The organism is Rhizobium bangladeshense, from assembly GCF_017357245.1.
GTDB classification, from domain to species: Bacteria; Pseudomonadota; Alphaproteobacteria; order Rhizobiales; family Rhizobiaceae; genus Rhizobium; species Rhizobium bangladeshense.
The window spans coordinates 2691651-2710253 of sequence record NZ_CP071612.1; the positions used below are offsets into that span (position 1 = coordinate 2691651).

Here is an 18603-nt window from a genome sequence, read left to right on the forward strand (position 1 = left end):
TCCCTTTCCCCGCCGGTTCAGTTTGCCGGCGGCGGCTCTCCCGATGACGCCGTCAGCTGGGTGAATGTCTGCTGCTGCCCGAGCCAGGTCTGATAGTCCGCGTCGTTGTCGACCACGACGGTGCCCCGCATCTGCGAGTGGCCGACGCCGCAAAGTTCGGCACAGAGGATCTCGAAAGTGCCCGTTCGCGTCGGCGTCAGCCAGAAATAGGTCACCATGCCCGGGATCATGTCCATCTTGGCGCGGAATTCCGGCACGTAGAAATCATGAAGCACATCAACCGAGCGCAGCAGGATATGCACCGGTTTGCCCACGGGCAGATGCAGTTCGCCCCCTTCGACGATGATATCGTCGAGGCCGCTTGCATCGTTCTTGTCGAGGCCGAGCGGATTTTCCGGGGTGACGTCGCGCGTTTCGGCGCGACCGAGCTTTCCGTCCGCACCAGGCAGGCGGAAGCTCCACAGCCATTGCTGGCTGACGACTTCGATCGATGCGGCATCGGCCGGCACGGATATGAACTGGTTCCACACGATGAGGCCGGGGGCCAGCATGGCTGCCACGCCAACCGCCGTTCCCGAGGCGAGCATGACCTCCAGCCTGCGGTTCTCGGGCTCGTAATGCGCCCGATTGCCCGGCTTGTGGCGGAAGCGGTAGACGCAATAGGCCATGAAGGAAATCACCGCCACGAAGACGATGCCGGTGATCCAGAAGGTGATGACGAGGGTGCTGTCGATATAGGTCCAGTTGGACGCGATCGGCGTCCACCACCAAGGGCTCAGCACATGGAACAGCACGGAGCCGACGACAATCAGGACGAGGATCAGCACGACAGCCATTTCCGCTCCTCCTCGAGCAGGTTGACCGTGAAACCGCATTCCGTAAAAAGTCCGTGTTTATTATCGCACAGATAGAAAATATCGGCAATTACGGCGATTTAGGCATCGCCAAACGGCCGCACCCCGTCATTTGGAGTATTGCTTCTCATTGGGAATATTGCTTGAGGTAGGCGACGAGATTGGTGATTTCCTGATCATCCTTCACTCCGACGAAGGCCATCTTCGTCCCCTTCACCTTTGCTTTCGGATTGTGCAGGTAGTCACGCAGCGTCGCCTCGTCCCAGACGAGGCCACCCTCGCCGGCCGCCTTCATACCGCTCGAATAGGCAAAACCCGGATGCGTTCCGGCCTTGCGGCCGAACAGCCCTTTCAGCGACGGACCGACCTTGTTCGTATCGGAATCGACGACATGACAAGTCGCGCACTTCTTGAAAACGGTGGCGCCGGCCGTCGCATCTCCTTCCTGCGCCCCGGCGCCTGCAGGAAAAAGGGCAATGACGGATGTGGCGATCAGCAAAACAACACGGTAGTCCACGGCAAACCTCATCCTCCTCAAGGTCGCCAGCCACTCTCACCCTCCACGATCATTCGCGCGGGGGTGGTGGTTGCTATGGGATAAAGTTAGTCCTTCGCGGCTGCAAGTCAATCGCTTCCGCGTTTGCGCGGGACTACTCATCACCTCGCGCCGCCGTTCATGACGCCGCTCTGGCAAATTCGCCCTGCTCGACCAATACCCTCACGACTTCCAGGAAGCGCTCGCCGCTGGCTGACAATGTAGGCGGGTGCCACGCCGCCGCGATCGGCAGGGATGGCGGCGGCGGGAGGACAGGGCGATAGGCAACACCCGGTCGGGTCGCCCTCCCGATGCTGGAGGTGACGAAGCCCAGACCGGTTCCGGCCGCGACGAGTCCAACCAATGTGGTCATAGGCGTCACCTCTTGGACAATCCGGGGACTGATCCCCTCGGCAGTGAAGAGGGCAATCACCCGGTCGTAAATACCGGGGCCGATACTCCGCGGTGCAATCAATAGCGGCTCGTGAGCAAGATCGGCGACGCGGATGACCGCCTGCTCCGCTAGCCGGTGCGTCGCCGGAAGCGCCAGAACGAACGGCTCGTCCGGCAGGGCGTAAAGAATGAGATCCCGCGAAACCGGCGGATGCAGCACGCCGAGGTCGATGTCACCCGACGCAAGCGCGGCTTCCACTTTGGGCGAACTCATCTCGATGAGATCGACCTCGACTTGCGGATGACGGATACGAAACGCCTGCACCGCTTCCGGCAGAACGCCGTAAAAGGCGATCGGCGTAAAGCCTAGCCGCAAGCGCCCGACCTCGCCGCGCACCGCCCGCAGCGCTTCGGCCTTCGCCATGCTGGCGTGCCGCACCGCTTCGCGGGCTGGGCCGAGGAAGGCCGCGCCCGCCGGCGTCAGCGCTACCCCGCGCCTGTCACGCTCGAAAAGATCGGCTCCGACCTCGCCTTCCAGCGCCCGTATCCGCTGGCTGAGCGCCGGCTGTGTCAGGTTCATCCGTTCCGCGGCGCGGCGAAAATGCAGGTCTTCGGCAACGGCCACGAAACAGGCGAGCGTACGAATATCCAGGATACCCTCCTAATGCAAAACGCCTATCACAGGCGGCTTAATTCCAATTGGAGAATTATCAGCATCGGCGGCATTTTTAAGGACCGCCAACAAGGGAGCAGTGTTATGAACGGACCAATCCTCGCCGCTGCGACGTTCGCCATCGCCTTTAGCCTTGCCGCGCCCGATAGCACGCAAGCGGCCGGGGGCGCAAAAGCAGCTTCTGAGATTCTCGGCCGTGTTTCTGCAAGTCGGATCGCCGTCATCTCCGACGGCGATTTCCTTGCCCAAACCTATGGCACCGCTGAGCTTGCACCGCGAGAAGCAGGCTATCGCGACCTGCTGACTATCATGTCGCAAGCTGAGAACAAGATCGTCACTCGCTCGATACCGATCTCCAATTCGGTGACCTCGGCGCCAGAAATCCTGGCACTCACCAAAGACGGGAGAACTGCTTTCGTCACGGAAAGGCTGGGGAGCGTCCGGAGGGTGGTAAAAGGATCGGCGACCTGCCGCCGGGCCGGCGGCTTTTCGCGGTCGATCTTTCGGACAGCGCCCCACGTCTCTCCGCCACGATCGAGATTGAAGCCTTTCCCGAGGCTTTGTCGATCAGCCCTGACGGAGAGAGCATCGCCGTCGTCTCTAACACGCCGGAGGCGAGCTTCGTCCAGATCGTGGCCTATCGAAACGGTCGCTTCGGCCACCTCGCTCGTTTCGACCTCGCCGACCTGGGGGTGACGGGATCCGCACCGGCCCCGCGCGGTGGCGTGACCGCGACCAACGTCCACTGGCATCCTTCAGGCCACTTCCTGGCGGTCAACATCAATACCCAAAGCCGTGTCGCCTTCTTCGAGGTCATCGGCGCCGACGACGCGCCCATGCTGCGTCCCTGGGGAATGTCGTGAAGGTCGGCGCAGATCCCTTCGTCGGGCGCTTCACGCCGGACGGGCGCCATTATCTAACCGCGAACTGGGGCCGGAACTTCGCTGCGACGAACCTGGAGGGCCGCATTCCGCAGACACCGTCGACGATCAGCGTCATCAAGCTCGCCAATCCCGCGGAATCGCATCGACCGGCACGCCACAATCTTGTCGGCGCCGCTGAGACTGACTTCTCCTCCGAGGGTATAGCCATCAGCCCGGATGGCCGGCTCGTCGCTACCGTCAATATGCGCGGCACCGCCTTCCCGCCCGGCTCGGCCCGCTTCCACCGCAACGCCAGCGTCACGCTTCTGAGCTTCGACCCGGCAACCGGTGCCATCTCCAAGCGCGCAGACTATTCCTTCGAGGGAGTCCTGCCGGAGGGCGGTGCCTTCGATCGAACAGGAGACCATTTCCTTGTCACTGTTTTTCAGGGCCATGATGGATCCCTGCCTGAGGCCGGCCCGGGGCTCGAGGTCTTCCGCGTTGAAAAAGGCGACCGGCCGACGCTCAGCCGGCTCGGCCGCGTGCCGCTGCCGCACGGCGCACATCATGTCGATCTCGCACCATAGGATGTCTGAAGTTCAACGTCGGTGACATTCCGGATGCGCTATTCCTAGCAGCCGCGAAGTCGCCTATCCCGAGCTGTCGCAAACATCAGGCAAAGCGATCGCTTTCCGTCACCAAATCTTGCGACAGCGACGATGAAGGAACGCTCCCGCGGGATGAAGCGCCCTCAGCTGCTGCCATTTGAACTACACCTCGACGGAAAGCGCCTCCTTTACCGCCAATTCGGCCATGGCAAGGGCCGCCTCCCGGGTCTTGGCGGCGGCGATGAAGCGGCCATTATGGCAAAAGCTTGCGCCCTTTATGCCGCAGGCCGCTTCCAGCTCACCATTCGCAAGTCCGGCCCAGGCCGCCGGCAGGTCGGCCCGCAGCTCGAACCCCTCGTCGCCGCGTCGAATGCCGGTTACGCACCAATCCTTTTCGCGGGGGTGGACGACGAACAGCAGATGATCGGCACCGGCCTTGACGATGGCGGGTCGGAAAGGCATTCCCCTCGGCAATTCCAGAACACGCCCCTGTCCCGCAGCCTCGATCGCCCGATAAACGATCGCCTCGGCCCGCAGTTTTGCGGCGCTCTGCGCGATCCCCGCCTCGACGAAACTGCGGGCAATGCCCAGCGCCGAGAGAAAGGCGCGATCGTCAGCCTCGGGCTCCGTCTCATCGAACACCGGTTTCAGGGTCTCGAGCAGCGCCGGCAGCGTCAAGCCCGCCAAAGGACCCGAGGGGCTGAGCGCGCCATTGTCGGTCAGGTCGATCGGCAGCACGAAACCGGTGTCGAAAGAGGCGTGGAGGGCCTCGACATGATCTTCGGGAAGACCGGAGGCTGCGAGATATTGACGGCCGTAATGCTTCCAGATCAGACCGAACGAGCTATAGGGCTGGCCATCGTCGCGCAGCGGCGCGCCGCGCTGGTGATGATCGAATACGCCTGTAGCAGAATTGTAGGCTCCGCCGACATCATAGATGATCCGGTCCGGAGCTGGCGTGATCCATTCCGGCGCCCGGCTGCGGATCAGACGCGCCTGCGGGAAAAGCCGCGTCAGGATGACGCTCGACAGCAATTCGTCGGCATGGAAACCACCGGAATGGGTGACGAGGAAATCGGGACTCATGGAAGCTATGCGCCTTGTGGTTTGTGAGGATCCGCTTGCGGGTCGGAACGAGATAGCGGTTGCCGGTCGCTACCTCAACCCCGCTTTCGCCTGCTGGGCCGAGAGGCGCGCCGGCAGCCTTGAGAAGACATTTATCAAGGCAAGGGCTTAAGGCAGCGCCGGTCCCGGTTGTGCTGTGACAAGCGCGCGGCTCGACGCTGCGCCCATATGCAGGCAGATCAGTCCGATCACGGCCAGGGCGTTGATCAAAAGAACCTCGGCGACAACTGCTGCCGAGAACGCGCCGTCGCCTGACGGAAGCACTACCGCCGCGGCAAAGAGCACACCTTCATACGCAATGAACCCGGCGGTAAAAGCGCCAGCCATGGTAACGGCTGGGCCGGTATCGAGGCGGAGCACGCCAAGTGATGCGGCGAGAGACGCAAATGTCGCGATACCGATCGTCAGCCCCCAGGCAAAGCTGTCGAAGGTCTGGGGATAGCCGAGCATGAGATATCCGACCGCCTGGTTGGCAAGCCAGGCAAGCAGCACCGCCGTTATCGCCATCTGCCTGGGAAGAGCGACCGCCGAGACTGCCGCCAGGGCAACGAAAGGCGTGATGCAGGCGAAAAGCAGGCTGAGAGCGACGCTGGCGCCAGCAATGACCGTGACCCAGGCGGCGGCGAAACCGGGAGCAACCGGGCGCAAAGGAAGCTGATTTCGTTCGAGCATTTCAAAACTCCGTTCGACCGGGCGCGCACACCTTACAGCGCAACGCGTCCTGTCGGACGCGCAAAGGACGCTGTAGCACCTTGAAACTGCGCATCATGCTTTCCGAACACCGATTCCGATTTTCGGAAAGCATGATGCAATAGGAAATCATAGGCCAGTCCGGGAAAAAGGCCAGCCAGTTCATGACGGCCTCGCCTCCTCGTCGCCTCCATCATAAGGCATCCAGCGGGATCTTCAGATACCGGCGGCCGTTCTCCTCTGGTTCCGGCAGCCGGCCGCCGCGGATATTGACCTGCAGCGCATGCAGCATCAGCTTCGGCTTGGGCAGTGTGCGGTCGCGCGCCTGACGCAGTGCGACGAAACCTGCCTCGTCTATGCCTGCAATATGCGCATTAGCGCGCTCTTGCGCTGCGACCGTGCTTTCCCAGCGCGGGTGACGGCCGCCCGGCTGGTAATCGTGGCCGGAAAAGAGCCGGGTCTCCTCGGGCAGCGACAGGATCGCCTGGATCGAGTGCCAGAGGGCGGTCGCACTGCCGCCGGGAAAATCCGTTCGCGCCGTCCCCGAGTCCGGCGTGAAAATCGTATCATGGACGAAGGCAGCATCGCCGATCACATAGGTCACCGATGCCAGCGTATGGCCGGGCGAAAACATCACATGGCCGGTAAGATCGCCGATTTCGAAAGTGTCGCCATCGGCAAAGAGCCGGTCCCATTGCGATCCGTCGGTTGCAAGCGTTGGCCAGTTATAGATCTCTTTCCAAAGCCTCTGCACATCGTTGACATGGACGCCGATCGCAGTTGGCGCGCCCGTCTTTTCCTTCAGATAATGGGCGGCGGAGAAGTGATCGGCATGCGGATGCGTGTCGAGGATCCACTCCACAGTCATCCGCTCGCCCTCGATGTAGGCAAGCATGGCATCGGCGTTCATCGTTCCCGTCGCGCCCGACATCTCGTCGAAGTCGAGCACGGGATCGATGATCGCACAGCGTTTCGTCGCCGGATCGGTGACGACATATTGCACGCTGCAGGTGCGGGGCTCGAAGAAGGCCTTCACCTGAGGCCGTGGGCTCGCCGCCTTTTCCAGCCAGCGGCGGGCGCCGGCAAGATCGAAGCCGAGGCTCTCGCCGAAGGTCTGGACATCCGCCGCCTTCATCCGCCCTTCGAGCACCTCGCCCAGCACATAGAGCGTCAATGCCCGCGTACCGCTCTTGCAATGGGCAACGACCGGCCCCTTAGCCTCAGCCATCGCCGACTGAAAGCCGCGGATGTCGGCCTCCGTAATCTCGTTCCCGTTCACCGGCACGAAACTGTAGGAGAGCCCCGCGGCGGCGGCGGAAATCTTTTCCGCCGCATTGCCTGGCTGGCCCGGCTCCTCGCCATCTGGCCTGGCATTAATGACCGCTGCGAAGCCCTGCTTGGCAAAATCGGCAAAATCGGCTGAATCTGGCTGTCCCGCCACCGATATCCGCTCATTGACCCTTACGGGCATCATCGAAGCCTCCGCGCCGCCCATGCAGCGGTATCGCATGTATAGCGGTACAATCTCACAAGTATATTGCCGAGCGCAAGAATAGACGATTCTGCTCTCGCGCCTGGCTCTTCAAAACGACAGCGTCGCCGCCCCTTGCTTGATCTCCGCATGCATGGCGCTGGCGCCAACGATGACGACGCCGTCGAGCAGATCTTCCTGCGCGTAACCGCGGGAGGTCACGCAGGGTGGGCAGGCCCAAATCGTGCCGCCGCGCTGCTGGAAATTCTCGATCAGACTTGACAGCGGGTCGAGCGGCGGCACATGCGTCATCCGCTGGCCGCCCTTCCGCACCAGGTCAATGGCAGCGCTCGTGAGGAACACCGAAACCCTCAGTCCGGCGGTGATGCCGCCATTGGCAATGGTAAAGGCGACGGAGGATAGTTCGGAATCGATGCCCTTGGTGACGAGTACGACCAGTTTGTCGCTTGGCGTTTGCATAGTATTCTCCTGTGAGCTGACGTTCCATCTCAGCGAAGCTGTCCGCTTGGCCTGAACAAGATCATGATAGGAGGATGCGCGGGGCGCGTATTTGGCCGGAATGCTTGAAGCCTTGCCCGAAAATCCAGCTGCTCAGGGTGTCATACGTGACGACGTGCTTTCGGCGCTGCTTTCGACCATCCGCCTTTCCGGTGCGCTGCAGTTCTGCTTTATGCCGACGGGCGACTGGCAGACCGATGCGGCGCCATCCCTGTCGGGCCTCTCGGGCAAGGCCTTCGGCACCATGCCCTTTCACATCGTCGTCGCCGGAAACTGCTGGCTGAAAACGGAGGGCGAAGAGACCGATCTCGAAGCCGGCGACGTGCTGGTGTTTCCCTTCGGCACCGGACATCAACTCGGCGCGGGCAAAAATGGCATGCTCGTGTTGCCGACGCGCGACCTGCCTGAGAAACCATGGCGTGAAATTCCGGTGCTGCGTTATGGCGAGGCGGCACAAGGGGTAAGGTTGCTCTGCGGCTATCTGCAGTGGGACGGCTTGAGCTTTGGACCTCTGCGCCAGTCGCTGCCGAAGCTCATCCATGTGAGAACCCGTGTCGCCAATGACGGCGATTGGCTGCGCGCCACCATCCGCCAGATGGTCGAGGAGGTCGACCGGCCACGCGCCGGCGGCGTCTCGATGTTGCCGCGGTTGACGGAGCTCATCTTCATCGAGATCCTGCGCCACCAGATCAGCATGACCGCGCCAAAGGCAGCAGGCTGGCTCGCCGCGCTTGCCGACCCCGCCCTCTCGCGCTGCCTTTCCCTGATCCATGGCGATCCCGGCCGAGACTGGTCCCTGGAACAATTGGCAGCGGCCGCCGGCCTCTCGCGCAGCGCGCTCGCCGACCGATTCCAGGCCATCCTCGCCATCTCGCCCATCCGCTATGTCAGGGACTGGCGTCTCACTCTCGCCAGCACGGCGCTCGCCACCACCGCCCGGCCCATTGCGGCCATCGCCTGCGACGCCGGCTATGCCACCGAAGCCGCTTTCAACCGGGCCTTCTCCCGCGCCTTTGCCACTCCGCCGGCGGCATGGCGGGCGATGGTCCGGAGCTGAACAACCCGGCCGGCCGAGTCCTGCTGGTCAGTGCGGTTGCGGTCGAATCGATCATCTCTCTCCCATTCCGGTTCCCGTCATGATTGACGCCTCGTCCCGAGCCTGTCACGCTCATCTTCCGATGGCAATGTGCGGCAGCCGCCATCGATTCTTTCGACCGCTCGACATAGCACATGGCCTCCGATTATCGTCGGCAGGAACGAACCGGATACGTTTCTAAATGCCTTACGGGATCAGCCTCAAATGTCTTAACGACACCGCCTCATCGGTTTTCAAGCTCTGGGATGAAGCCGCAGCATTCGAAGAGGCGGCCTCGATGCGGGCTTTGCATTATCCGCCTCATATCACCCTCGCCGTCTATCAGGAGATTGCCATCGATCGCTTGGCAGAGGCAGCAGAACGTGTCTTCCGGGTCCGTCCTGCCGTTACGTCAAGTTTTTCGGGCATTGGTTACTTCGAGAACGAATTGCTTATCTTATGGGCGCGGCCGAACTACGACGAGCAGCTCTTCCAACTGCATGCGGAACTTCACCGGGAAGTCGATCCCGCCCATTGTCATGCGCACTATCGGCCCGGCAACTGGGTGCCGCATTGCACGATCGCCACCAAAATCCCGAGGGCAAAATCGCAGGCAGCGATCAACTGGGCAAATCGAAACCGGATGCAATTCTCGGTCACTTTCGATGCCGCAGACTGTGTGCGATTTCCGCCCGTGGAGGTCCTGAGCCAAACCGGGCTGGCATCGCAATGATCGCAAAGTCAGCAAAAAGCCCCGCCAATCATTCATGGGGCTGCTCATGCTGAAAATCGGCCGGCATTAAGACCTAGGAGGAATCGATGATCACCTTCTGCCAATCTAAGGCTTGCGCAACCAACATGCCTGCCGAGAATCTCCCGCCTGCCCTGTTCTCGTCCGGAAGCCAGATAGCTCTACCTTGCCATTGGAGGACCGCTCCCCGCCTGTGGCATAAGTCAAGCAGCAGATCGCGCTGAACCGTAGCCTTGGGCGAAGCCCGCGCCCCAGGATCACGTCGTCACAATGCATTCACCTCAAGCGCGGATGGGTGAAATCAATCCTGGCCCTGCAAGCGATCTATCACCTGCAGCAACAGATCGGCGCAAACCTTCATTGGTTCGTCCTCCGCGCATTTCAGGTCTATCCGGGTATCTCCATCCTCGATCTCGAAGTGGGCTGCCTTGGTCTGCGGCGGCATGCGATGACCTCGGTAACCATGAAAGCCCATGCCGCCTCTCGAACCATGCCACCGGTCGTCGGGACGGTCTCGGGACGGCTCATCCGAGCCGCGACGCATACTCCCCTCGTTATCAGGCGCCGACGGCGGAGGTGGCGACACGGGCTCGGTCGCTGCGGGCGGCTCCACGGCGGGTGGTGAGGCGGGTGGTGAGGCGGGCGGCTGTTGGGCGAATGCGGTGGCGGCCGATGCTGCAAGGGCTAGACCGGATAGCAAAAATCTTTGCATGGGGATGTTCCTTTCAGAGAAGACGCATGCCTGTAAACACCGCGGCGCGACTTTGGTTCACACGCCGTTGGAGCTTGTGATCGAAATCAGCAACGCTGCCGGACCTCTCGCATGAAAGGACGCCACTGCGGTCAGAGGAAACGCCATGCGCTTGCCGGCTGTCTCGGATTTGCCAACAAAGAGCTGACAAGAACTTCGCGCTGCTTAAGGCCGCCATCGCTTCTTTCGCCTCGCCTCTGCCTTGTTGGGCGACTATGCTCGACGCCGATTCGCTGTCCGCGACGAGGGCGTGCGGAAACGACATATCAAAGGAGAGTGCGATGACGGACGCCAAGAGCGGCATTACCGGGCTGCGGCCGCAAATCACTGTGGTCGGCGTCGGCGGCGGCGGCGGCAATGCGATCAACAATATGATTGCGGAAAAGCTCGCAGGCGTCGAATTCGTCGCAGCAAATACCGATGCCCAGGTTCTCGCTACCTCTAAAGCGTCGCGCCGCATCCAGCTCGGCGCCAATGTGACGGAGGGCTTGGGAGCCGGTTCTCTGCCGGAAGTCGGTCATGCGGCGGCAGAAGAATCGATCGACGAGATCATGGACCACCTTGCCGGGTCGCACATGTGCTTCGTCACCGCCGGAATGGGCGGAGGAACGGGCACCGGCGCAGCCCCCGTCATTGCGCGCGCCGCACGCTCGGCCGGCATCCTGACCGTTGGCGTCGTCACCAAGCCCTTCACTTTCGAGGGCAATCGCCGCATGCGGACGGCGGAAGCTGGCATCGAGGCGCTTCGTCAGGCCGCTGACACCGTTATCGTCATTCCCAATCAGAACCTCTTCCGCATCGCCGATGCGAAAACCACCTTCGCCGATGCTTTCATGACGGCCGACCGGGTGCTCTTTGCCGGCGTCGGCTGCATCACCGACCTCATCGTCAAGGAAGGCCTGATTAACCTCGATTTCGCCGACGTTAAGTCGGTCATGCAGGGAATGGGCCGTGCCATGATGGGCACCGGCGAAGCCGCCGGCGAAAGCCGGGCGATGAAGGCGGCGGAGGCGGCAATCGCCAACCCGCTTCTGGACGACATCTCGATGAGGGGCGCCAGGGGCGTGCTGATCTCGATCTCCGGCGGCTCGGATATGACCCTGTTCGAAGTCGACGAGGCGGCAAGCCGTATTCGCGACGAAGTGCAGGACGACGCCGATATCGTCGTCGGCGCGATTTTCGACCGCAGCCTCGACGGCAAATTCCGCGTCTCGGTGGTGGCGACCGGCCTGGAAGGGAACTCTCTCTCCGCGTCCCCTTCTCACGCCCCCGCCGAACCGATCCAGACGCGTACGCTGCAGTAAGCGGCCGCAGTTTACCGGCCGGTTTGCCAGACACTGGCCGGATAAACATCGCTCCCAAAATGCAGAAGAATACTGCGACGCATACTTCGAGACTCCGCCCCTCAGGCTGTGCACCTCAGCATGAGGGGCATCGGAGGATGCCGCGTCAAAACTCAAGAGAGCCTCCGCGGAAATTGAGAGAAATTTGAAAAACCTGTTTATATCAGTCGCATTATCCCTAACAACGGCTCTCCTTTCGAGCTGCACGACAACCTCCGAGGGCTTCCGGCAGCAGTCCCTGTCAGTCACGGTGCGCAGCGGCGTCAGAACGCTGGTGGCCAAGAACTGGCATATCGCCGACGACTGCCGCCAGATCGACTATCCCGCCATGGATGTGGTCGAAAAGCCGAAACACGGGCGTCTCGAAATCGTCCATGAACCGCTCTTCCCCAAGCTCGACGGAAAAACTTCGAAATGCGAAAGCGTCAAGATTAACGGCGTCGTCGGCTATTATACGGCTGACAAGGGCTACACCGGTAGCGACCGGCTCGTCATCCGCTCACCTTACGAAGAGGGGAAGACAGAGGAAGGTGTATTGAGCGTGAAGGTAGTCAATTAAAGGCGTCTGCCGCCCAGTACCGGCTGTCTCATCCGACCAATCCCCGGATCTTCGCCGCATCCTCGGCCGTCGTCGGATTGTACACCACCATGCTGAGATCCGGCCGGCCGTCCACCTGGAAGGCGGAATATTCGAAAGAGAGCGGTCCGAGCACCGGGTGCTTGATGTGTTTGGCGCCCTCGCCGTGGGTGCGAACGTCGTTGTCACGCCACATGGCCCGGAATTCCGGGCTCTTCCGGCAGAGCTCGTCGACCAGCGGCTCCACCTCGGCGGCAGCGCCTGCGCGTGCCGCATCCACCCGGAAGGCGGCGACGACGAAGCGGGCCACACTTTCCCAGTCGTATTGGGCGGCGCGCACGCGTGGATCGAGGAAGATGAAGCGCAGCACGTTGCGCTCTTCGGGCGGCAGTGCGCCGTAGTCGGTGAGTAGCACAGTCGCGGCCCGGTTCCAGGCGACCACGTCCCAAATTGCGGTGCGGATTAGTGCCGGGCTGGGGTCAAGCGCGTCAAGCACACCCTGCAGCCGCGGCGTGACACCAGCTTGCCCGCGGTAGCGCACCTCAGGCGGGCGGCCGAGACCGATGAGGAAGAGGTGCTCGCGCTCGATATCCGTCAGCATCAGCGCCCGCGCAATTCGGTCGAGCACATCGGCGGACGGCGCGCCGCCGCGGCCTTGCTCCAGCCAGGTGTACCAGGTCGCACTGATATTGGCGCGGCTCGCCACCTCCTCCCGGCGCAGGCCGGGTGTGCGGCGTCGCTCGCCAGCAAAGCCGAGGGCGGCGGGATCAAGCCTGGCACGGCGGTCCCTAAGGTAGGCGCCGAGCCGGTTCTCGAAGGCGGCAAATTCGCTCATCCTATTAGCCACTATACCATGATAAAGTCACTACTTTACCATGATAGCACTTTGCTCGATATCTGTCTCCGTCACATTAGGAGAAATCGACATGCGCGTATTCGTCACCGGAGCCACCGGCTGGGTCGGCTCGGCCGTCGTAAAGGAGTTGATTGCGGCTGGCCATCAGGTTCTCGGCCTCGCTCGGTCGGATAAGGGAGCGGCGGATCTGGCGGCTGCCGGTGCAGAGGTCCAGCGCGGCACGCTAGAGGACCTGGAGGGCCTGAAGCGCGGCGCGGCTGGGGCCGATGGTGTCGTCCACACGGCCTTCAACCATGATTTCTCGAAATTCGCGGAGAATTGCGTCGTTGACCGGCGCGCCATCGAGGCTCTCGGCGAAGCACTTCAGGGCTCCAACCGCCCGCTGCTCGTCACGGCGGGCCTCGGCCACGCGCCAGACCGCATCGGCATCGAAAAGGACCCGCCGATGCCAACGACGCAGAAATATCCCCGCGCCTCCGAAATCACTGCGGTATCTCTTGTCGCCCGTGGCGTACGCGCTTCCACCGTCCGGCTGCCACCCTCGGTGCACGGCCATGGCGATCACGGCTTCGTGCCGATCCTGATCGAGACGGCCCGACAGAAGGGCGTCTCCGCCTATATCGGCGGCGGGGACAATCGCTGGCCGGCCGTGCACCGTCTCGATGCTGCCCGCGTCTACCGCCTGGCGCTTGAACGCGGCGCCGTGGGCGGCCCTTTCCTGGCAGTCGCCGAAGAGGGCGTCCCATTCCGGGAGATTGCCGAACTCATCGGCCGGCGGCTTGATGTGCCGGCCGTCTCGCTGCCACGGGAAGAGGCAGCTGAACATTTCGGCTGGTTCGGGATGTTTGCAGGCTTAGACGTGCCGACCTCCAACGCCCACACCCGCGCGCTCCTCGGCTGGCAGCCGACAGAACCCGGCCTGCTCGCTGACATCGACCATCCGGCTTATTTCGGCCGTTAACTTAAGGCGAACGGAATGAGGCGGTGCGCCAAAAGCTCAGCGCATCCGCCCCTCGTTCGTATCGGCGGGATCGTAGTTGATGTCCCAGTCCTTCTCAGGCTTCTTCTTGCCCGGAGGGTTCTTGTTCACCGTTGCATCCTCGGAGCCGGTGATCACCGTCGGCTTTGCGCTCGCCACGCCGCTCGCTTTCCGGTCGGCTTGGGATCTGGCGAACTGGCCGGCCGCGTCCTTTTTCCGATCGGCCATGTCATTCACCCTTCTGCTTCAGCGCATCGGAAATGTCGCTCATCTCCGGGTCGCGATTGTTTTCGCCGTTGGCGTCGCGGTTTTTGTCCGGATCGTCCTTGGGTTTCACGTAGCCGCGCGGAGTGTTTCCTTTCGGTCCTTCCCAGCGGGGGGACTGATCGGTGGTGCCCGGAGGCCCGTCCTTGGGAGTTGTCATGCCCATCGTCGTTTCTCCTAGTTGAGTAGGGAAAACCGCCAAGGCCAGGAAGTGTTCCGGCAGAAAATATGGAACTGTGTCGGCCCCCACCGGTTGGTGAGAAGTCGTGAACCTCGAAAAAGGAGCCGAACATGAGCAAGACCAACGTTCGTGAACTTCAAAAACGTGCAGAACAGCAGGTCAGGAACACCAGCGCCGGCGGCCACCTCGGCGGCACCTATTTCGGCCAACAACCGGACGGAAAAACAGCGTCGGACACCACCAACGACAGCGCCAAGGCAAGGCCGAACGATGGGAGCAATTGAAGTCGGCACGCTGCCGCAACGCGTGTGAAGTGACGCTATCGACCGCCCGATGAGTCTTGTGCGCCCAGCGCGCTCGGCGCACAAAGCTCCCGGGAGGTCCTCGTCAGGCCCCAGCGCGGTAATGAGGTAGAGTTCGGCTGCTGTCGGAAAAGTGCCTCATCGTCTGCGAGCCCCGTGAATCCTGGTCGTGATCACAGACCGCCTCAGCCAAACAGGAAGTCACCCGAGTTGAAGTTTGCAAGCCCGCCAAGGGTGGTGATGTTGTCGAATTCAGCAACCAGCACCGCGCCGCCGGCTGAACTTGGGTTCTGATCGTAGTAGACTGCCGCATGGCCGAGATCCGTATTGTGGAACACGAACAAAGCCCCTGTGGTGATGTTGCTGTAACCATTGATGGTGCTCTGGACCGTTGCGTTCGTGACACTCACGTCCGTTTTGACGGCCACCTCCGTTCCGGCAACATTGATCGTGCCGTTGTTCCCCACCTTCACATTGTCAACGCTTATATCGTTGTTGCCGACCGCGAACTCGAACGTGCCGCCTCCAACGTCCAACTGGAACCTGTCCACGGTTGTGCTATTCGTCCCAGCGTTGAAGTCAGTCATATGGTTCGTGGTGTTGGCAAACTTCTGGAAAAAGAAAGTGTCATTTCCCACGCCCCCGGTCAGGGTATTATTGCCGACACCACCGTTGAGGGTGTCGTTGCCGTCTTGGCCGAAAAGAGTGTCGTCACCTCCGAGCCCAAACATCATATCGTTACCGCCACCGCCGTAGAGCACATCGTCGCCCGTCCCACCGCTCGGATTGTCGACTGAATTGCCATTACCACCGGTGATCATCGTGAACGTCTCGGTCTTTTCGAAGGCCGGCCCCATCGGATCACCGGTCTGCGTTGCCGTTACCGTCACTGAAAATGTGCCGTTCGTTGATAGCGCATCCGAATTAAGCGTATTGCCGGTTATCGAAAACAAGCCCGGATTCGACTGCGAAGCAATGCTGAAGCTGAATCCACCTGCGTCGGGATCAGTCGCCGACAGCAGACCACTGAACTCGAAATTATTGAAGTTGACGCTGTCCGCCGGAACGACGGGCGTCAGCTTAATGTCAGTCGGTGCCTGCCTAGCTGGCCCATCATCTGCGCCGGTGATGGCGACGACGACATTGTGGCTGGCCGTGCCGTCGAGCGAGCTGACGCTCAGCGTGTCGCTGACGGCGTCGCCCTGGTTGAGCGCCTGCGTCGCGGCCCGGTTATTGTCGAGCGTATAGGTCCAGCTGCCGGTGGCGGCATTGAAGCTGAAGCTGCCATAGATGCCGTCGAGTGAGGCCGGGGCGGCAAACACCGCCTCGCCGTCGTCGACATCGCTGACCGTCAGCTTGCCGGAGGCATTCGGATCGCCGCTGCCGGCCGCACCCGCCTCGACCGTCGCCCGGTCGTCGGTGACCGTCGCATCGACGACGATCGAAGCCGCATCGTTGGCGCCGGTGATGGCGACGACGATATTGTGGCTGGCCGTGCCGTCGAGCGAGCTGACGCTCAGCGTGTCACTGACGGCGTCACCCTGGTTGAGCGCCTGCGTCGCGGCCCGGTTATTGTCGAGCGTATAGGTCCAGCTGCCGGTGGCGGCATTGAAGCTGAAGCTGCCATAGATGCCGTCGAGCGAGGCCGGGGCGGCAAACACCGCCTCGCCGTCGTCGACATCGCTGACCGTCAGCTTGCCGGAGGCATTCGGATCGCCGCTGCCGGCCGCACCCGCCTCGACCGTTGCCCGGTCGTCGGTGACCGTCGCATCGACGACGATCGAAGCCGCATCGTTGGCGCCGGTGATGGCGACGACGACATTGTGGCTGGCCGTGCCGTCGAGCGAGCTGACGCTCAGCGTGTCACTGACGGCGTCACCCTGGTTGAGCGCCTGCGTCGCGGCCCGGTTATTGTCGAGCGTATAGGTCCAGCTGCCGGTGGCGGCATTGAAGCTGAAGCTGCCATAGATGCCGTCGAGTGAGGCCGGGGCGGCAAACACCGCCTCGCCGTCGTCGACATCGCTGACCGTCAGCTTGCCGGAGGCATTCGGATCGCCGCTGCCGACCGCACCCGCCTCGACCGTCGCCCGGTCGTCGTTGACCGTCGCATCGACGATCGAAGCCGCATCGTTGGCGCCGGTGATGGCGACGACGATATTGTGGCTGGCCGTACCGTCGAGCGAGCTGACGCTCAGCGTGTCGCTGACGGCGTCGCCCTGGTTGAGCGCCTGCGTCGCCGCCCGGTTATTGTCGAGCGTATAGGTCCAGCTGCCGGTGGCGGCATTGAAGCTGAAGCTGCCATAGATGCCGTCGAGCGAGGCCGGGGCGGCAAACACCGCCTCGCCGTCGTCGACATCGCTGACCGTCAGCTTGCCGGAGGCATTCGGATCGCCGCTGCCGGCCGCACCCGCCTCGACCGTCGCCCGGTCGTCGTTGACCGTCGCATCGACGACGATCGAAGCCGCTTCGTTGGCGCCGGTGATGACGACGACGATATTGTGGCTGGCCGTGCCGTCGAGCGAGCTGACGCTCAGCGTGTCACTGACGGCGTCACCCTGGTTGAGCGCCTGCGTCGCGGCCCGGTTATTGTCGAGCGTATAGGTCCAGCTGCCGGTGGCGGCATTGAAGCTGAAGCTGCCATAGATGCCGTCGAGTGAGGCCGGGGCGGCAAACACCGCCTCGCCGTCGTCGACATCGCTGACCGTCAGCTTGCCGGAGGCACTCGGATCGCCGCTGCCGGCCGCACCCGCCTCGACCGTTGCCCGGTCGTCGGTGACCGTCGCATCGACGACGATCGAAGCCGCATCGTTGGCGCCGGTGATGGCGACGACGATGTTGTGGCTGGCCGTGCCGTCGAGCGAGCTGACGCTCAGCATGTCGCTGACGGCGTCACCCTGGTTGAGCGCCTGCGTCGCCGCCCGGTTATTGTCGAGCGTATAGGTCCAGCTGCCGGTGGCGGCATTGAAGCTGAAGCTGCCATAGATGCCGTCGAGTGAGGCCGGGGCGGCAAACACCGCCTCGCCGTCGTCGACATCGCTGACCGTCAGCTTGCCGGAGGCATTCGGATCGCCGCTGCCGGCCGCACCCGCCTCGACCGTCGCCCGGTCGTCGCTGACCGTCGCATCGACGACGATCGAAGCCGCATCGTTGGCGCCGGTGAGCGAAATCGTGACATTTGCCTCGCTCAGCGTGCCATTGCCGAGTCGTATCGCGTAGACGAAACTATCTTTGAGGATTTCACCGGCAGACAGCGTGTTGATATCCGCGCCCGAGCCCGCGATGCCGCTTCCATCGCTAAGACGGTATTCGATCTTTCCATTGTTGATCCTGACCCAATTGCCGAGCAGGGTCTTCTCCCAGGCAGATGCCCCATTCGCTCCGACGTCTTTCGCAAGCAGCTCATAGTCGGTGGTAATTGGATTGCCGTCTCCATCGTCGACGGAGAACAGGGATTTGGCATTCCCGCCAAGATCATTCGACATCACGTCGAGGGTTATGGTTTTGGTAGCCGCGTTGTAGAGCTGGAGACTGAGCAGCTGGTCTTCCGTCCAAATGTAAGAGTCATCCGTCGCCTGTGGCGTATTGGCGAAAGAAATCGTGCTGCCACCGCCGCTGCTTTGCGTACCCATCAGAATACCCCCACAAACAACACAAGTAAACCAGCACTGATTCAAGTTTATAAAACCGGCCGGAAGCGCGAAAACGCACCGCCGCGCCGATATTTATCGGCAACAACGCCAATTTTTCTTAGATCAAAACCGGAATACTCCCCACTCCTAATAAAGTGTTAACA

Annotated in this window: 20 protein-coding genes; 8 read left to right on the forward strand and 12 right to left on the reverse strand. The window is 62.2% G+C overall.

What is annotated here, in order from left to right; all coding sequences use genetic code 11:
* Window positions 1-17: 17 nt before the first annotated feature.
* The 3 genes from J2J98_RS13150 to J2J98_RS13160 all read right to left on the reverse strand — a co-directional run bounded on the left by J2J98_RS13150 (window position 18) and on the right by J2J98_RS13160 (window position 2437).
* The gene (locus J2J98_RS13150; protein WP_138393322.1) at window positions 18-836 is read right to left on the reverse strand and encodes a cytochrome c oxidase subunit II; all 819 of its coding nucleotides are present in this window, start codon (window positions 834-836) and stop codon (window positions 18-20) included.
* A gap of 145 nt (window positions 837-981) precedes the next feature.
* Window positions 982-1371 (reverse strand): c-type cytochrome, encoded by a 390-nt coding sequence (locus J2J98_RS13155; RefSeq protein WP_246569368.1) that lies wholly within the window; start codon window positions 1369-1371, stop codon window positions 982-984.
* Between the two features lie 157 nt (window positions 1372-1528).
* A complete protein-coding gene (locus J2J98_RS13160; protein ID WP_313904419.1) occupies window positions 1529-2437 on the reverse strand; it encodes a LysR family transcriptional regulator in 909 nt (302 codons plus the stop codon).
* Between the two features lie 578 nt (window positions 2438-3015).
* Here J2J98_RS13160 and J2J98_RS30345 point away from each other — a divergent pair.
* A complete protein-coding gene (locus J2J98_RS30345; RefSeq protein WP_246569370.1) occupies window positions 3016-3318 on the forward strand; it encodes a hypothetical protein in 303 nt (100 codons plus the stop codon).
* Entirely contained in the window at window positions 3315-3905 is a 591-nt protein-coding gene (locus tag J2J98_RS30350; protein WP_246569371.1) for a lactonase family protein, read from the forward strand. The genes J2J98_RS30345 and J2J98_RS30350 overlap by 4 nt, the downstream gene beginning before the upstream one ends.
* A 183-nt stretch (window positions 3906-4088) precedes the next feature.
* On the opposite strand, the gene J2J98_RS13170 is transcribed toward J2J98_RS30350, so the two are convergent.
* From J2J98_RS13170 to J2J98_RS13185, 4 genes are all read right to left on the reverse strand, one after another.
* Complete coding sequence (locus J2J98_RS13170; RefSeq protein ID WP_138393319.1) at window positions 4089-5012, reverse strand: MYG1 family protein; 924 nt, start codon at window positions 5010-5012, stop codon at window positions 4089-4091.
* Window positions 5013-5159: 147 nt separating this feature from the next.
* Window positions 5160-5723, reverse strand: coding sequence for a hypothetical protein (locus J2J98_RS13175; protein ID WP_207601267.1), 564 nt, complete (start codon window positions 5721-5723; stop codon window positions 5160-5162).
* A 211-nt stretch (window positions 5724-5934) separates the two neighbouring features.
* On the reverse strand, window positions 5935-7215 hold the full coding sequence (gene blh, locus J2J98_RS13180; RefSeq protein WP_207601268.1) for a bifunctional sulfur transferase/dioxygenase Blh: 1281 nt from the start codon (window positions 7213-7215) through the stop codon (window positions 5935-5937).
* A gap of 108 nt (window positions 7216-7323) precedes the next feature.
* Window positions 7324-7692, reverse strand: coding sequence for a DsrE family protein (locus tag J2J98_RS13185; RefSeq protein WP_207601269.1), 369 nt, complete (start codon window positions 7690-7692; stop codon window positions 7324-7326).
* 100 nt (window positions 7693-7792) lie between these two features.
* Here J2J98_RS13185 and J2J98_RS13190 point away from each other — a divergent pair, with 100 nt between their 5' ends.
* Both J2J98_RS13190 and J2J98_RS13195 read left to right on the forward strand, forming a co-directional pair.
* Window positions 7793-8788, forward strand: coding sequence for an AraC family transcriptional regulator (locus J2J98_RS13190; protein ID WP_207603130.1), 996 nt, complete (start codon window positions 7793-7795; stop codon window positions 8786-8788).
* 220 nt (window positions 8789-9008) lie between these two features.
* Window positions 9009-9539, forward strand: coding sequence for a 2'-5' RNA ligase family protein (locus tag J2J98_RS13195; RefSeq protein WP_207601270.1), 531 nt, complete (start codon window positions 9009-9011; stop codon window positions 9537-9539).
* A 319-nt stretch (window positions 9540-9858) separates the two neighbouring features.
* On the opposite strand, the gene J2J98_RS13200 is transcribed toward J2J98_RS13195, so the two are convergent.
* The gene (locus tag J2J98_RS13200; RefSeq protein WP_138393314.1) at window positions 9859-10269 is read right to left on the reverse strand and encodes a hypothetical protein; all 411 of its coding nucleotides are present in this window, start codon (window positions 10267-10269) and stop codon (window positions 9859-9861) included.
* A 320-nt stretch (window positions 10270-10589) separates the two neighbouring features.
* Between J2J98_RS13200 and ftsZ the strand changes: the two genes are divergently transcribed.
* Together ftsZ and J2J98_RS13210 are read left to right on the forward strand one after the other, a co-directional pair.
* Complete coding sequence (gene ftsZ / locus J2J98_RS13205; protein ID WP_064705398.1) at window positions 10590-11612, forward strand: cell division protein FtsZ; 1023 nt, start codon at window positions 10590-10592, stop codon at window positions 11610-11612.
* Window positions 11613-11796: 184 nt separating this feature from the next.
* Entirely contained in the window at window positions 11797-12210 is a 414-nt protein-coding gene (locus tag J2J98_RS13210) for a hypothetical protein (protein WP_207601271.1), read from the forward strand.
* Between the two features lie 28 nt (window positions 12211-12238).
* Here J2J98_RS13210 and J2J98_RS13215 read toward each other — a convergent pair whose 3' ends face one another.
* Window positions 12239-13063: a helix-turn-helix transcriptional regulator gene (locus tag J2J98_RS13215; protein WP_207601272.1), complete on the reverse strand. Its 825-nt coding sequence runs from the start codon at window positions 13061-13063 to the stop codon at window positions 12239-12241.
* A 91-nt stretch (window positions 13064-13154) separates the two neighbouring features.
* Between J2J98_RS13215 and J2J98_RS13220 the strand changes: the two genes are divergently transcribed.
* Entirely contained in the window at window positions 13155-14045 is an 891-nt protein-coding gene (locus J2J98_RS13220) for an SDR family oxidoreductase (RefSeq protein WP_207601273.1), read from the forward strand.
* Between the two features lie 36 nt (window positions 14046-14081).
* On the opposite strand, the gene J2J98_RS13225 is transcribed toward J2J98_RS13220, so the two are convergent.
* Together J2J98_RS13225 and J2J98_RS13230 are read right to left on the reverse strand one after the other, a co-directional pair.
* Window positions 14082-14291: a hypothetical protein gene (locus J2J98_RS13225; protein ID WP_207601274.1), complete on the reverse strand. Its 210-nt coding sequence runs from the start codon at window positions 14289-14291 to the stop codon at window positions 14082-14084.
* Between the two features lies 1 nt (window position 14292).
* Complete coding sequence (locus tag J2J98_RS13230; RefSeq protein ID WP_207601275.1) at window positions 14293-14493, reverse strand: hypothetical protein; 201 nt, start codon at window positions 14491-14493, stop codon at window positions 14293-14295.
* Between the two features lie 125 nt (window positions 14494-14618).
* On the opposite strand from J2J98_RS13230, the gene J2J98_RS13235 reads away from it, so the two are divergent.
* A complete protein-coding gene (locus J2J98_RS13235) occupies window positions 14619-14792 on the forward strand; it encodes a hypothetical protein (protein ID WP_020921649.1) in 174 nt (57 codons plus the stop codon).
* Between the two features lie 203 nt (window positions 14793-14995).
* Here the strand turns inward: J2J98_RS13235 and J2J98_RS13240 are convergent, their stop codons facing one another.
* Window positions 14996-18439 carry a VCBS domain-containing protein gene (locus tag J2J98_RS13240; RefSeq protein WP_207601276.1) on the reverse strand — a complete coding sequence of 1148 codons (3444 nt, stop codon included), beginning with the start codon at window positions 18437-18439 and terminating at the stop codon, window positions 14996-14998.
* Window positions 18440-18603 lie beyond the last annotated feature (164 nt).

What these genes read in the sequence shown, in the direction of transcription:
- blh (WP_207601268.1), bottom strand. Translation starts at nt 7,215, where the DNA reads ATGATGCCCGTAAGGGTCAATGAGCGGATATCGGTGGCGGGACAGCCA.
- J2J98_RS13240 (WP_207601276.1), bottom strand. Translation starts at nt 18,439, where the DNA reads ATGGGTACGCAAAGCAGCGGCGGTGGCAGCACGATTTCTTTCGCCAAT.
- J2J98_RS13225 (WP_207601274.1), bottom strand. Translation starts at nt 14,291, where the DNA reads ATGGCCGATCGGAAAAAGGACGCGGCCGGCCAGTTCGCCAGATCCCAA.
- J2J98_RS13170 (WP_138393319.1), bottom strand. Translation starts at nt 5,012, where the DNA reads ATGAGTCCCGATTTCCTCGTCACCCATTCCGGTGGTTTCCATGCCGAC.
- J2J98_RS13215 (WP_207601272.1), bottom strand. Translation starts at nt 13,063, where the DNA reads ATGAGCGAATTTGCCGCCTTCGAGAACCGGCTCGGCGCCTACCTTAGG.
- J2J98_RS13230 (WP_207601275.1), bottom strand. Translation starts at nt 14,493, where the DNA reads ATGGGCATGACAACTCCCAAGGACGGGCCTCCGGGCACCACCGATCAG.
- J2J98_RS13185 (WP_207601269.1), bottom strand. Translation starts at nt 7,692, where the DNA reads ATGCAAACGCCAAGCGACAAACTGGTCGTACTCGTCACCAAGGGCATC.
- J2J98_RS13175 (WP_207601267.1), bottom strand. Translation starts at nt 5,723, where the DNA reads ATGCTCGAACGAAATCAGCTTCCTTTGCGCCCGGTTGCTCCCGGTTTC.
- J2J98_RS13235 (WP_020921649.1), top strand. Translation starts at nt 14,619, where the DNA reads ATGAGCAAGACCAACGTTCGTGAACTTCAAAAACGTGCAGAACAGCAG.
- J2J98_RS13200 (WP_138393314.1), bottom strand. Translation starts at nt 10,269, where the DNA reads ATGCAAAGATTTTTGCTATCCGGTCTAGCCCTTGCAGCATCGGCCGCC.
- ftsZ (WP_064705398.1), top strand. Translation starts at nt 10,590, where the DNA reads ATGACGGACGCCAAGAGCGGCATTACCGGGCTGCGGCCGCAAATCACT.
- J2J98_RS13220 (WP_207601273.1), top strand. Translation starts at nt 13,155, where the DNA reads ATGCGCGTATTCGTCACCGGAGCCACCGGCTGGGTCGGCTCGGCCGTC.
- J2J98_RS13195 (WP_207601270.1), top strand. Translation starts at nt 9,009, where the DNA reads ATGCCTTACGGGATCAGCCTCAAATGTCTTAACGACACCGCCTCATCG.
- J2J98_RS13150 (WP_138393322.1), bottom strand. Translation starts at nt 836, where the DNA reads ATGGCTGTCGTGCTGATCCTCGTCCTGATTGTCGTCGGCTCCGTGCTG.
- J2J98_RS13190 (WP_207603130.1), top strand. Translation starts at nt 7,793, where the DNA reads ATGCTTGAAGCCTTGCCCGAAAATCCAGCTGCTCAGGGTGTCATACGT.